At 56.8% G+C, this 14123-nt stretch carries 12 protein-coding genes; 6 read left to right on the top strand and 6 right to left on the bottom strand.

Translation table 11 applies throughout. From position 1 onward, the window contains the following. Nucleotides 1-23: 23 nt before the first annotated feature. The 5 genes from GOW60_RS10925 to GOW60_RS10905 form a co-directional block, all read right to left on the bottom strand. Entirely contained in the window at nucleotides 24-707 is a 684-nt protein-coding gene (locus GOW60_RS10925) for a response regulator transcription factor (RefSeq protein WP_171229283.1), read from the bottom strand. 4 nt (nucleotides 708-711) lie between these two features. Then, on the bottom strand, nucleotides 712-2313 hold the full coding sequence (locus tag GOW60_RS10920; RefSeq protein ID WP_171229282.1) for a HAMP domain-containing sensor histidine kinase: 1602 nt from the start codon (nucleotides 2311-2313) through the stop codon (nucleotides 712-714). Continuing rightward, the gene (locus GOW60_RS10915; RefSeq protein ID WP_171229281.1) at nucleotides 2310-3101 is read right to left on the bottom strand and encodes an ABC transporter permease; all 792 of its coding nucleotides are present in this window, start codon (nucleotides 3099-3101) and stop codon (nucleotides 2310-2312) included. Before GOW60_RS10915 ends, GOW60_RS10920 begins: the two co-directional genes overlap by 4 nt. Then, nucleotides 3098-3844, bottom strand: a complete 747-nt coding sequence (locus GOW60_RS10910) for an ABC transporter ATP-binding protein (protein ID WP_171229280.1) — start codon at nucleotides 3842-3844, stop codon at nucleotides 3098-3100. The genes GOW60_RS10915 and GOW60_RS10910 overlap by 4 nt, the downstream gene beginning before the upstream one ends. Nucleotides 3845-4064: 220 nt before the next feature. Further along, complete coding sequence (locus GOW60_RS10905; RefSeq protein WP_171229279.1) at nucleotides 4065-4949, bottom strand: LysR family transcriptional regulator; 885 nt, start codon at nucleotides 4947-4949, stop codon at nucleotides 4065-4067. A gap of 139 nt (nucleotides 4950-5088) precedes the next feature. On the opposite strand from GOW60_RS10905, the gene glyA reads away from it, so the two are divergent. From glyA to GOW60_RS10875, 6 genes are all read left to right on the top strand, one after another. Continuing rightward, nucleotides 5089-6324, top strand: coding sequence for a serine hydroxymethyltransferase (glyA, locus tag GOW60_RS10900; RefSeq protein ID WP_254443908.1), 1236 nt, complete (start codon nucleotides 5089-5091; stop codon nucleotides 6322-6324). A gap of 161 nt (nucleotides 6325-6485) precedes the next feature. After that, nucleotides 6486-7241, top strand: a complete 756-nt coding sequence (locus tag GOW60_RS10895) for a DeoR/GlpR family DNA-binding transcription regulator (RefSeq protein ID WP_171229277.1) — start codon at nucleotides 6486-6488, stop codon at nucleotides 7239-7241. Between the two features lie 458 nt (nucleotides 7242-7699). Next, nucleotides 7700-8539: an EamA family transporter gene (locus tag GOW60_RS10890; RefSeq protein ID WP_171229276.1), complete on the top strand. Its 840-nt coding sequence runs from the start codon at nucleotides 7700-7702 to the stop codon at nucleotides 8537-8539. 272 nt (nucleotides 8540-8811) lie between these two features. Then, nucleotides 8812-9831 (top strand): putative 2-aminoethylphosphonate ABC transporter substrate-binding protein, encoded by a 1020-nt coding sequence (locus tag GOW60_RS10885; protein WP_171229275.1) that lies wholly within the window; start codon nucleotides 8812-8814, stop codon nucleotides 9829-9831. 132 nt (nucleotides 9832-9963) lie between these two features. Next, the gene (locus GOW60_RS10880; protein WP_371807901.1) at nucleotides 9964-11079 is read left to right on the top strand and encodes a putative 2-aminoethylphosphonate ABC transporter ATP-binding protein; all 1116 of its coding nucleotides are present in this window, start codon (nucleotides 9964-9966) and stop codon (nucleotides 11077-11079) included. Next, complete coding sequence (locus tag GOW60_RS10875; protein ID WP_171229274.1) at nucleotides 11076-13097, top strand: putative 2-aminoethylphosphonate ABC transporter permease subunit; 2022 nt, start codon at nucleotides 11076-11078, stop codon at nucleotides 13095-13097. The genes GOW60_RS10880 and GOW60_RS10875 overlap by 4 nt, the downstream gene beginning before the upstream one ends. A 24-nt stretch (nucleotides 13098-13121) precedes the next feature. Here GOW60_RS10875 and GOW60_RS10870 read toward each other — a convergent pair whose 3' ends face one another. After that, nucleotides 13122-14012 (bottom strand): LysR substrate-binding domain-containing protein, encoded by an 891-nt coding sequence (locus GOW60_RS10870; protein ID WP_171118368.1) that lies wholly within the window; start codon nucleotides 14010-14012, stop codon nucleotides 13122-13124. Nucleotides 14013-14123 lie beyond the last annotated feature (111 nt).

The raw sequence follows: 14123 nt of genomic DNA, 5'->3' as shown, positions 1-14123 counted from the left end.
AGGATTTAGACTTTGGTCGGTACTCAGGTGTCATCCGACAAAGGGGCGACCCCCTGAATGCAAAACCCCTGGTTGCGTATGGTTTTGATTTCAAACCCAAAATCATCCGACCCCAATTTCTTCCTCAGATATCCGATGTAGACGTCCACCACGTTTTCGTTACTGGACCCGTCCTGTGACCAGAGCGTGTCAAACAGTTCTCCTCGGGATATTGGCGATCCGGCCTTACTGTTGAGCAGCGTGAGCAGTTCGAATTCACGTTCGGTGAGCGCAATGCGTGTCTCGCGGATCGAAAGCGTTCTGTCCCGCGACGACAGGCGCGCGGGGTCCGGGCGCTGAGAGAGCACGCGTTGTTCCTGTACTTGCAACCGGGCGACAAGCTCATCAAAGCTGAACGGCTTGACGACGTAATCATCGGCCCCGGCTTCAAGCCCGGCGGCACGATGATCGACATCGGATAGGGCAGACAACATCAATATGGGGATTCCGACCCCGGCAAGACGCGCGGCCCGGACCAGTTCGATGCCACTGTCGGTTCCCAGCATGACATCGACAATCGCGCCCGAGAATACACCGCTTTTCAACCGCTCCAACCCTTGGTCGGCGCGGTTTTCAGCCTCGGCTGAGTAGCCATGCAGCGACAGGCCCCGGACAAGGGCCGACGTGATTCTGGGGTCGTCATCTATGATCAGCAGTCTGGAGACCATTTTTCTATGCCTCCGCCAGCGGTAGTCGAATGCAGACATTTGTACCGGCATTTGATCCCAGGGCGTTTTCACGCGGAACCGGGCTTGCCACCGAAATGGTTCCTTCATGGGCCTCGACGACCCACCTGGCCAGTGCCAGCCCGACACCGAAGCCCTGACTGTTTGCTGCCCCTCCCTGAACAAACCGCTCGAAGATCCGGTTTTGGGCGCCATCGGGAATTCCGGGGCCGTTATCGGTCAGCTGTATTTGAACGTCCCCGTCAACCGATTGGCCGGACAGCAACAATGCCCTTCCGTCCCGCGCATGCCGGATCGCGTTGCGTATCAGACTGAGCAGGACCTGACGAATCCAGTTCAGGTCACAGTGCAACGAACACTCCGGGAAGTCGCCTGTTTCAAGCTGCATGTCGGCGCCGTCGATTTCAGGTTGAATGTCGCTCACGACTGTTTGCATCAGATCGCATAGTGCAACGTTGGTTGGTTCCAGAGCCAGCTCACCGGTTTCGGAACGGGCGACGCGCAGCAAATCATCGATTCTCTGGTTTAGTTTTGCCGCGCTGCTTTCGATTGTTGCCAACGCCTCTGGCGCGGTCTGAATATCCCTCTGGCCAATCTGAGCTTCCATCATGATGACCGTCAGTGGTGTGCGCAGTTCGTGACTGACATCAGCAAAAAAGCGGCGCCGGTTTTCGTCGATCTTGGACAGGGATTCATTTGCAGCGCTCAGTTCGCGGGTTCGCTGGGCAATGGTCTCGTTCAACCGGGCCCATTCTGCGTCAACCTCGGCCTGGCGTTTTCTCAATGCAGCGGCCATGCGGTTGGTCTCGCCATATAACTGGCCGATCTCATCATTGCGGGTTTGAGGCAGCGAAATTGCGAATTCGGATCGGCCGACCTGAACCGCCGCGTTGCGCAGCCGATCCAGACGAGAGAACTGCGGTCGCACCAGGCCAAAATAGAACCACGCCGTGCTGAGCAAGGCGAACAGTGCCAGTGCCAGTGCCGCCCAGGTCAGAACCCAACGGGTCCGTTCGATCCCCGCCATGACGGAGTTTCGAAACAGAACCTCGGTATTCACTGCCTGGCTGAGCAGAGGATCAAACGCCGACGCAAACGAGTCGACATAGGCGCGCAGCTGGGCCTGATCGGCGTCTGCGTCGGCAAGCCCTTCCAGCGTGCTGGCCAGCAGCGCTTCCATTCTGGCCAGACCCAGGGATTGGGTTCCGTATCGCGATTGTTCGTCCAGCCCCAGGGATTGAACCGCGGCAACGGCATCTTCCACATCGGAACGAAGCTGTAGAAACGTCGCCCCAATCTGGTCTTGGATCGGCGAAAGGCGATCGAGTCGAGACTCGACTGTTTGGCCGGTCTGTATCGACTCGGTTGCGATCACAAGAAATGTGGCCGCCTGGGTCGACAGAGCAGCATAGCGTGCCATGCGGGTTTCCGATGCCAGTGCCGTTTCCAGGCGGCTGGCGACGGTCTGCATCCCGAAGTAAAGGATTGCGGCCGCCAGCAGGGTGCCTGATCCCAGCACGACGGCCCCAAGGCCCAAGCGTGTTTTCAGAAGCAGACTCCGCTTTGTGGTTTGTGGCGCGGCCGTCATGATTTCCGCCTCATCAGGCCCCGGGCCGGATCATACCCCCAAACGGCGATCGCGCTCAGTATTGCGGTTGACGCCAGAACCCACAGCAGGGCACCCCAGTTGATCTGCAAGTAAAGCAAAAACCGGATCAACTCGACCACATGCGTGAAAGGATTGAGCGCACAGATATCACGCAGCAATGGCGAGCTTTCGGCCATTTTCCACAGCGGATAAAGGGCGGAGGACAGGAAGAACATCGGGAAGATGACAAAGTTCATCACCCCGGCAAAATTTTCCAGCTGCTTGATGAAACTGGACAGCACCAGCCCAAGCGCGCCCAGCATCAGACCGCCCAGAACCAGCCCCGGCAGAACCGCGACATAACCGGGTAACGGCAGTACAATGCCGAACAAAGCGGCCAATGCGAGAAACGTATAGACTTGCAGGATGGATATCGCGGTTGATCCCAGCAGACGGCAGAACAACAGCCACCAGCGCGGGAATGAGCTGGTCAGCAGAAGGCGCATCGAGCCCATCTCGCGGTCGTAGACAAGGCTGAGCGAGCTTTGCATCCCATTGAACAACAGAACCATCGCGCACAGGCCGGGGACGATATAGGTCTCGTAAGTGATATAGGTCTGGTAGGGGGGAATGATCGACAGGCCGAGGGCCGCGCGAAACCCTGCTGCGAAGATCAAAAGCCAAACCAATGGCCGGACCAGAGCTGCCAGAAATCGTTCGCGTTGATGGATGAAACGCAGAAACTCGCGTCCGATGATGGCGCGGGCGACTCCCAGGAATCCGTTCATGTCGGGACCTCGGTTCGGGACAGGAACCAATCAGACAGCGTTTGATCCCCCCGCAGGCGGCCCACCTGCCCACTGGCAAGAATCTGACCGCGATGAAGAACCAGCAGCTGGTCGTCGTCGCGCATTTCATCTGTCAGATGCGTGGCCCACAAGACGCACAGCCCCTGTTCTGCCAGGTCGTGCACATGGTCGGTTATCGCGTGCCGAGCCGCGGCATCAAGCCCAACGGTCGGTTCGTCCAACAGCAACACCGAAGGTTCGTGCAGCAGGGCACGCGCCAGTTCCATCCGGCGGCGATGACCACCATTGAGATCGCGCACACGTTCCCCGGCGCGGTCGCGCATGTTCAGCCGATCCAGCGCCGCGTCGATACGGCCGGGGACTTCGGATCGCGACAACCCATGCAGAGCTGCGAAATAGGCCATGTTCTGGCGCACCGTCAAACCCAGATCCAGTGTCGGTTGCTGAAAGACCACGCCAAGCTTTGCCAGCGCCTTGCGTGGGGATTGGCGCAGATCATGGCCCGCGACCGTGATTTCACCGTCCGGCGCCACAAGCAATCGCGTGAGCAGCGACACCAGTGTCGATTTACCGGCCCCATTCGGACCGAGCAGACCGCAGAACATCCCCGCCGACACGTCAAAAGAGACAGCATCCAAAGCCGTCTTGGCGCCATAATGAAAGCTCAGGTCGCGTACGGCGAGACCAGGATCGGTTTCCGCCGAGGGGCGCGCGTCTGACATTCTTCCTCCGTCCCGAACCATGGTTCTTGACAGCAGCTTGCATCGTCGGGGCGCGTTTCTCAACCTTCCAGTCCGAGGCCGGACCACGACTTAAGTATGTGAAGCTTCACGGATTTGATGGTATTGCCCGAAGGATCCGTCGCCGAATTTGGCCAGCCGAGACTGTCAGGAGAAGGCGGGCCTGATCGGCGCGAACACCCCGTTTTGCGGGCACCGCTCCTCAGTTTGCGTTCAGCAAAAACGATCTGAACTCTTTGAAGGCGGGGGATCTGCTGAAAGAGGGTGTGAATTTGGCCACCATGGCGCGAGGAAGCTTCAACGAGGCCGAAAACGGGCGAACCAGATCGCCATTGTCCAGCAAGTTCTGAACCAGAACTTCGTGCGCCATCAACACGCCACCGCCATGACGCGCCTCTTCCAGCGCGACGGAATACAACGAGTGCACGGTTCCCGTCTTCGGTACACGTGCGCCATCTGGTTGGCTGTTCAGCCAATTGTCCCAATCATATGCCCATGCCCCGTCATGAAGAATGGTTTCCCGCGACAGGTCTGAAACAGATTTCAATCTGTCCGCGACCGAGGGGGCGCAAACCGGGAAAATCACATCTTCGGCTATTTTGATTTCGTTGATTCCGATCGGTTCACCGGAAAAGAACAAAGTCATGTCAAATGGTTCACGTGCAAGGTTTGGCGGCGTTTCAAGGGCCACAACAGACACGGACAAATCCGGGGCAATTTGCCTGAGCGCTCCAAGTCTGGGCGCCAGCCACAATTGCGCGATCGACGGCAACGCGGCGACCTTGACCTTGCGCGGCAGGGCCTTGGTTCGAAGTTCCTGCACGGCCATTCCCAATTGATCAAACGCCTGGGTGAACCCGGGCAAAAGCTCTTCGGCAAGCGCCGTCATCTCGACCCCACGGGCATTTCGGACAAAAAGTTGGGTGCCAGCCCAGGCTTCAAGGGCCTTGACGTGCTGAGTTATCGCGCCCGGTGTAACGGATAGCTCGTCTGCCGCAGCGGCAAAACTTCCAAGCCGAGCCGCCGCTTCAAATGCTCGTAAAGCGTTGAGGTGTGGGCCTTTCGGGCGACGAGGGGAAAGTGACATCCATTTAAGCCTTAGTTTTTCTGCGGCAAATAAATAGCAATACTGATTTGCTTCGGCCAGTGGAACTCTGGAATTTTGGAGAAAACGTAATCGCATCGGAGGAGCCCGGATGTCGCGGCACTTTGAAAACCCAGTCGGGATGACCGACCCCGTCGTCGCAGAAGCTCTTGCAAACGATAAAAAGCGCCAGCAGAACCAAATTGAGCTGATCGCGTCCGAAAATATCGTCAGCCGCGCGGTACTGGATGCTCTTGGGCATGAGATGACCAACAAGACGCTTGAAGGGTATCCGGGAAACCGGTTCCACGGGGGTGGTCAGTTTGTCGACGTCGTCGAGCAGGCGGCAATCGACCGCGCCAGGGAACTGTTCGGGTGTGACTATGCCAATGTTCAGCCTCATTCCGGCAGCCAGGCAAACCTTGCTGTTTTCTTTCTGCTGCTCAAGCCTGGCGACAGGGTCTTGTCGCTGGATCTGGCTGCCGGCGGTCATCTGAGTCACGGCCTGAAGGCCAACCTGTCGGGTCGCTGGTTCGAACCGCATCATTATGGTGTCGATGCCGAATCCGAGGTCATTGACTGCGATGCGCTGGAAAAACTGGCCGAGGAAACCCGGCCAAAGCTGTTGATTGCGGGTGGGTCTGCCTATCCACGCGAAATCGATTTCGAACGCATGGGGCAAATCGCCAGGAAGGTCGGCGCGCATTTTCACGTGGACATGGCTCATATTGCCGGGCTGGTCGCCGCGGGCGTGCATCCTTCGCCTTTTCCGCATGCGGACATTGTGACGTGCACCACGACAAAAACACTGCGTGGTCCTCGTGGCGGGCTGATCCTCACCAACAAAGAGGATTGGTTCAAAACGCTGCAATCTGCGGTTTTCCCCGGCGTTCAGGGTTCGATCCACAGCCAGATTCTGGCGGCCAAAGCGGTTTGCCTTGCCGAAGCGCTTACGGATGAATTCAAGGACTACGGAGCGCAGGTCAAAGCCAACGCCGCCAAACTCGCGGAAACCTTGCAGTCCCGGGGGTTGCGTATCGTGTCCGGTGGTACTGACACGCATCTGGTGCTCGTGGATCTCAGCCCCAAGGGTATCACAGGCAAACGTGCCGAGTTCGTTCTGGAGAAGGCCAATATCACGACCAACAAAAACGCGATCCCCAATGACAGCACGCGACCGCCAGAATGGGTTGGATTGCGCCTGGGCGTGAGCGCGGCAACGACCCGCGGAATGAAAGAGGCCGAGTTCGACCAGTTGGCAAACGTGATTGCGGATTTGATCGAAGCTGAGGCCGCGGGTGATACCGACGCGACAATTCTGCGCTGCAAAGCCTCGGTCGCAGCGTTGTGCAAATCGTTCCCCATCTATCCAGCGTAGTCACTGCGTGCCCGGTGGCAGGGCCCATTGACCGCTCTGGACCATTGGTGTGAGGGCGTCACCGCGGCGCCATGGCAACGCGTACCTGATTGGGTGTTTGGGCTGTACCCTGTTTGCAAATTTTGGCATATTCGTGCAGTCCAAAACCAAAGGGCCGGCCAATGCTCGCACCTGAACGCCACGCCATCATACTGGAAGAAGTCTCGCGCCAGCCTGCGGTCTCGATCCGTTCGCTGACGGAACGGCTTGGTGTGTCACGGGAAACCGTGCGCAAGGATATTGAACAGTTGGCACTGGAGAACAAGCTTCATCAGGTGCGGGGCGGCGCGACCAGTATCCGCAGGCGGGAACCTCCGATGGCCGACCGGGCTCAAACCAACCCGCAAGGCAAGGAACGGATTGGAGCCTATGTGGCAAGCGTGATCCCGGACGGGGCCAGCGTGATAATCGACAGCGGGTCAACGACAGTGGCGGCGGCGCAGGCTCTGGCCGCTGTACGGCAAAATCTTACCATATATACCAATGATTTGGCGATTGCATCTGTGTTGGCGCCGGCGGCCGCCGAAGTCACGCTGCTGGGCGGGCGGCTGGATTTTTCAGAGAATGCCACATTGGGTTTGGACACGCTCGACCACCTGTCGCGGTACAATGCAGAATATGCGTTGATCGGGGTCGGCGGTGTGAGCTCTCGGGCATTGTTTACGGATTTCTCGCTGGAAGGCGCCAACCTGCGTCATATGATGATGCAGCGGTCGCAGCGGCCGCTGATCCTGGCTGATAGCAGCAAGTTCGACATGGTTGGTCCGATCGTAATGAAACCTCTGCCGGTTAAAGCGACACTGGTGGTGGATGAGGAGTTGCCAAATAGCATTGCTGGCGCGCTGCAAAGCCAGCCCGTGGATATTGTGATCGCATGACGCAATAACAGGAAAAATTGCCAAAATTTGCAAAGTACAAATAGGGTGAAGGGAAATCCGAATCCCTGAGTACGGAGCGACCCGATGGCTGACACCAAACTTCCGCACTGCGCAGCATGTCATTGTCGGAGGCATCATCATTGGCTGCACGGTTGCGTATCATCTGACCGGAAAGTTGCATCGTGATGTGGTGCTTATTGAGCAGGGGTAACCAAGCCGTGGCACCACATGGCATGCGGCTGGTCTGGATCGTCAGTTGTGCAACCAATCCGCAATGACCAACCTGATCCGCCCCTCGCCGGGGTTGCATTGCCCAGCGGGTTTGAGCCCCCTAAACCGTTGCCGCCGCGATACAGGTCAAGCTTTGGTCGAGCCACTGCATGCGCGCGCGCAAACAAACGCTCTGAAAGCCGAATTGTGACGCAAGTCAAATATTCAGCTCATATCGTCGGGCCACAATGACATTACAGGCAGTTCTCATCGTATTGATCGCAGCCGTGTTGCACGCGCTCTGGAATGCGGTTGTCAAAGGCGCGCCCGACAAAGCGGTTGTTTTGGGGTTGGTGGCGCTTGGCCACGCCGTGCCTGCGCTGATTGCGTTGCCTTTTATCGGCTTGCCGGTTTGGGCGGCGTTCCCCTTCATCATCGGCTCGACCCTGATCCACTGGGGGTACTATTGGTTTCTCAACACCGCGTACAAACATGGAGATCTGTCGGTGGTGTACCCGATCTCACGCGGGATGACGCCAATCCTGGTCACGGTGGGTGCCATTCTTTTCGCGGGTGAGTTTCTGCCGCCGATCGCGTGGGTCGGCATTGTCTGCATCTCGGCTGGGATTGGGTGCCTGTCCCTGATCGGGTTGGGCCGAAACACAAGCTGGGTCGCCGTGGCGGCGGCGTTTTGCACGGGTCTGATGATAGCGTCCTATTCGATTGTGGACGGCATTGGTATCCGGCTGTCCGGGAACATACTGGGATACATTGCGGCACTGTTCGTTGCCGAAATTTTTGTTGCCGGGTTTATCTTCGCGACCAGATGGCGGCGTTTCGTAGCGCTGCCCAGGCGTTATGTCTGGGCGGCTCTGACAGGCGGCGTCATCTCTGGCCTGGCGTATGGGCTGGTGCTGTATGCCAAGACGGTCGCGCCCTTGGGTGTTGTATCCGCCCTCAGGGAAAGTTCGGTTATCTTTGCATCGCTTATTGGTGTGATGTGGTTCGGCGAAGGACCGAAATCCAACAGGCTTCTTGCAGCGACCATTGTCGCGATCGGGATCGGACTCCTTGCGATGACACGTTAAGCGTTTTTTGCGCCACCGCAGGGAAAGTCTGAAGAATTCAGCGCCTTTGACATGCCCTGATGATCTGTTGATCGTCATGGTCCAGTTCCGCGCTGATCATCTGGGGCGGGCGGATTTCATCTATAGGAAATGCTTATGACATCGAAGATATAATCGATTTTTATTGGCGTTTTTATCTGTCAAACTGCTGTCAAACAATCGGTGCACAATAATCGAGTTCTAACGCCGCGCAAGAATGGCGAAAATAACATTACTACCAACAGAGGATCACAATGAAACACAAAGCATCACTTCTCGCAGCTCTGACTATCGGTGCGCTGACGGCGACGGCGGCGGCATCGGAAACGGAATTGACAGTTTATACCGCAGTCGAGGCGGAAGACTTGGCCCGGTATGCCGAGACGTTCAATCAAAGCCATCCTGATATCAAGATCAATTGGGTTCGCGACTCGACCGGGATCATTACGGCGAAATTGCTGGCAGAACGTGATAATCCGCAGGCCGACGTAGTTTGGGGCCTGGCCGCCACGTCGCTGCTACTGCTGAAATCAGAAGGTATGTTGGAGCCTTATGCGCCGGCCGGTGTGGAAAAGCTGGACAAAAAATTTGTTGATGGCGACAACCCCCCTGCCTGGGTCGGCATGGACGCCTGGGTTGCATCCGTCTGCTACAACACCGTGGAGGCCGAAAAGGCCGGGTTGACCCCGCCGACATCCTGGAAGGATCTCACCGATCCAATGTACAAAGATCAGGTGATCATGCCCAATCCGAACTCATCGGGCACCGGTTTCCTTGATGTGTCCAGCTGGTTGCAGATGTTCGGTGACGAAGGTGGTTGGGAATACATGGATGCGCTGCACGAGAACATCGCGCGGTACACCCATTCAGGTTCAAAACCCTGCAAACTGGCGGCGGCGGGCGAAATCCCGATTGGCATTTCTTTTGCGTTCCGCGGGGCAAAGTCCAAAGCCGACGGCGCGCCGCTTGAGATCATCGTGCCTTCTGAGGGCGTGGGATGGGACATGGAAGCCACCGCAATTGTTGCTGGCACCGCCAATTTGGAGGCCGCGCAGAAGCTGGTGGACTTTACCGTCACCAAGGAAGCCAACGAGATGTACAACACCGGCTATGCAGTTGTCGCCTATCCGGGCGTTGCAAAACCGGTTGAGCACTTCCCAGAGGGTCTTCTGGATGCAATGATCGAAAATGATTTTGAGTTTGCCGCCAACAATCGCGCGGCAATCCTGAAGGAATGGCAGTCTCGCTATGACGGAAAGTCGGAAGCGAAGTAACCCCATTGGCAGGAGAGGCTTTCGTGCCTCTCCTGCGCACCAGTCTCTTGTTCCCCGACAAACAACTTACTCACCCGGTTTCAACCGGCCAGGACCGGCCGTGCCCGAGGTGCAGATGTGAGGACCTCTCCCGTGCTTCAGAAAACACCACCCGGTGAACTGTATCTCAGCATCCAGAATTTGTGGAAAGCGTTCGGAAACTTTCTGGCGCTCAAGGACATCTCTTTGGAAATCAACGAGGGCGAGTTTGTCTGTTTCCTCGGCCCGTCCGGGTGCGGCAAGACCACTCTTTTGCGGGCAATCGCCGGATTGGATTTGCAGACCAAGGGTACGGTCATGCAGGATGGCAAGGACGTGTCCAATCTGCCTCCGTCCGAGCGTGATTTCGGGATCGTGTTTCAGTCCTACGCGTTGTTCCCAAATCTGACCATTGAAAAGAACATCGCTTTTGGCCTTGAAAACACCGGCCGCAGCAAATCGGATATCGCTGTTCGCGTAAACGAACTCTTGACCCTGGTTGGTCTGCCGGATCAGGGCAAGAAATATCCGGCGCAATTGTCAGGTGGTCAGCAGCAGCGGATTGCGCTGGCGCGTGCCATCGCGACCAACCCCGGACTTTTGCTGCTGGACGAACCCCTGTCGGCGCTGGACGCCAAAGTACGTGTTCATCTGCGGCACGAGATCAAGGAGTTGCAGCGCAAGCTGGGTGTGACCACCGTGATGGTGACCCACGATCAGGAAGAAGCGCTGGCCATGGCAGACCGGATCGTAGTCATGAATCACGGAGTGATCGAACAGGTGGGGCCCCCTACCGAAATCTACCGGGAACCGGCCAATCTGTTCGTTGCCGACTTTATCGGTGAAATGAACCAGATCCGTTCACAGGTCACCAAAGGCGGACGTTTGAGCGTTGGGGAAAAGACCTTTGCCTGCCTCAGCCACAAGTTCAACGATGGAACCCCGATCATTGCGGCCATTCGACCCGAAGACATCATCCCTCATGAAGCTGGTTATCTCGACACGGGCGGCAATCGGAACTGCATAGAGGTGACGCTGGATGAGATGGAGTTCCTGGGCTCGTTCTGGCGCTGCCGCTTGAACAACGAGAAGTTCGGATCATCGGAACTGATCGCGGATTTCTCGATCAACGCCGTGCGTCGTCTGGAACTGGAAGAGGGGCGCAGCGTGGTGATTGAGCTTCCCGAGAACCGCCTTATGGCGTTTGAAGTGCCGGAGGCCAAGGCATGAGCTCGGTTTCTACCAATCAGGACAGCCTGCCGGTCGGGCCGGACATCAAGCCCAAGCTCAGCCGTGATGATATCCTGATGCGCGGCAGCATGATGGTGATCGCGCTGTATCTGGTCGTGACATTGGCGTTGCCGCTTTACACGATGCTGTCCAAGTCGTTTTCGACCTATCGGGTCGAGCTGTCCCAGTACGAGTTTCAGGTAAGTGACGACGCAGGCGTCTTTGATGGAACGATCCTGTCGGCGGACGAGTTGAACAAGCAATTGGGGGTCTATTCCGACTCTGATCTGGTGACGGGTTCGGACGGGCGCTTGCCGGTGACCGGATTCTTTCCTGATTTCAGCTTTCGCAGCCCGGTGATGTACAAGATCCGCAACACGACGGATACCGGGCGCTTTCTGGTCGGGTCGACATTGAATGAAGGCACCGATTGGGTCGAGCTGGATTCCAACACGTTCCGCCGGGTGCAAATGCGGCCGGTCCAGTCGCGAGGGTTGGACAATTTCATCAACTACTTCTCGACACCGGCACTGTTCAATTCGATCAAGAACTCGCTTTGGATCTCGGTCGTCAGCACCATCGTGACGGTGACACTGGCGTTTTGGTTCGCCTATGCGCTGAACCGAAGCTGCATGCGGTTCAAGGGTGTTTTTCGCCTCATTGCGATGGCACCGATCCTGGTTCCGTCGCTTTTGCCGGGCATCGCGTTGGTCTACCTGTTCGGCAATCAGGGCATGATCAAGGAGTTGCTGTTCGGTGCCAGCATTTACGGCCCCATAGGCATCGTGATCGGATCGGTTTTCTTTACCTTTCCGCACGCGTTTCTGATTATATCGACCGCGCTCGCGATATCTGACGCGCGCCTGTATGAAGCTGCGGCCAGCTTGCGGTCGACGCCATGGCGGACCTTCTGGACCGTAACCATTCCCGGGGCTCGCTATGGCCTGATCTCGGCGGCCTTTGTCGTGTTCAACCTGGTGATCACCGATTTCGGATTGCCGAAGGTCATCGGTGGTCAATTCAACGTGCTTGCCGTGGATATCTACAAACAGGTGATCGGCCAGCAGAATTTTGAAATGGGCGCCGTGGTCTCTGTGGTTCTGGTCATCCCGGCCATTCTGGCTTTTGCCATCGATCGAATGGTTCAGTCCAAGCAGGTTGCGCTGCTTTCAGCGCGTTCCGTGCCATATCAGGCGACTCCGAACCCGAAAGCTGACCGAATATTCCTGATCTATTGCAGCCTGATCGGCCTGTTCATCGTTGGTCTTCTGGCAGTGTGTCAGTTTGCGGCGCTGATCAAGTTCTGGCCCTACGACCTGAGTCTGAGCCTCAAGAACTATCAGTTCAACAGAATGGACGGCGGCGGCTGGGGGTCGTATTTCAACTCGATCAAACTGGCGTTGCTGACGGCAGTCATCGGCACGACGGTTGTGTTCTTCGGGGCCTATCTGGTGGAAAAATCAAACGGGTTCAGAACCGGCCGGTCGATTTTCCAGATGTTCGCGATGCTGCCCATGGCGATCCCAGGCATGGTATTGGGGCTGTCATATATTTTCTTCTTCAACAATCCGTCCAATCCGCTGAACGGGATTTACGGCACGATGGCGATTTTGGTGATTTGCACTGTGACGCATTTCTACACCGTATCGCACCTGACGGCCGTCACCGCGCTCAAGCAAATGGACAGAGAATTTGAGTCAGTGTCTGCCTCGCTCAAACAGCCGACAATGAAGCTGTTCGCACGGGTAACGGTTCCGGTTTGTCTGCCGGCGGTGTTGGACATCTCAATCTACCTGTTCGTCAATGCGATGACGACCGTGTCGGCAGTGGTGTTTCTTTACTCTCCCAAAACGACGCTTGCGTCCATCGCGGTGCTGAACATGGATGATGCCGGGGATATCGCGCCTGCGGCGGCGATGGGCATGATGATCTTTTACACCAACGCGGCTGCCCGGATCGTTCACCTGATTGCTTCAAAAGGCATTCTCAAGCGCACTCAGGCTTGGCGAAGCCGGTAACCAAAAGAACCCTGCCCCCGCCGGTCAGGTATCGGCGGGGGGGCTTTTTTCTTCCAGCGCGCGCTGGGCGAAGTCCATGAAGGCTCGGATGATCTTTACGTTGCGCCGTTGCGACAGCGAAATCATGCTTTCACCCATTTGCAACTTCACGTCCTTGAGCTTGATTTGTCGCAACCGATCATCATGCCCATACTCTGCCTGAGAGACAAATCCGATGCCTGCGCCCGAGGCCACAAGCTCGCGAACGGCCTCGCGCCCTTCCGCAACAATTGCAGGATTCAACGTGATACCGCGCCTTTCGGCTTCTTCTTCCAGTTTCTGACGTGTTTTTGACCCGTGCTCTCTGAAAACCAGCGGCAGATCGGCCAGTTCTTCCAAAGAAAGCGAAGGTTTGGATGCCAACAGCACACCTTGGGCGGCAAAGGCCACGATTTCAGTGGACCCCAGGTTCAACACATCCATGTCCTTGCCGGGGGACAGGCTGCCGACAACACCGATCTCGGCATTGTACGACCGAAGTTCCTCCAGAATTTCTTCGGTGTTTCCGGACCGCACGGTGATGGTGATTTTGGGGTACTTCTTTTGAAACGACCCCAGGAAAGACGTCATGTGATGCGCTGAATCGGCGATGATCCGCAATTCCCCGTCGATTGCGGCCTTGGTTTCCGAAAGGTAGTCCTCGATCTGATCTTCGATCTCAAAGTACTGCTTTGTGAACCGGTAAAGCTGTTCGCCTTCGGGGGTGAGGTTCACGCGTTTTCGTTCGCGCTGAAACAACAACAGATCGTGATCCTGTTCCAGCTTTCGAACCTGTTCGGAAATCGCCGGCTGCGTCAGAAAAAGCGCCTCGGCCGCGCGGGAAAACCCGCCATGTTTGGCCACGTAATGAAAGGCTTTGAGCTGGCTGTGCCGCATCACCGGTCCCCAATGATTTGTGCATAGGCTGCACTTATAATTAGATTGATATTTGCAATTTCACATATAGCAACCGTTGCTGCAATGGTGTTTGTGAAAACGCTGTTCTGG

This window comes from Ruegeria sp. HKCCA4008 (assembly GCF_013033125.1).
Lineage (GTDB): Bacteria > Pseudomonadota > Alphaproteobacteria > Rhodobacterales > Rhodobacteraceae > Ruegeria.
This window is presented reverse-complemented; position numbering and strand designations above follow the sequence as displayed.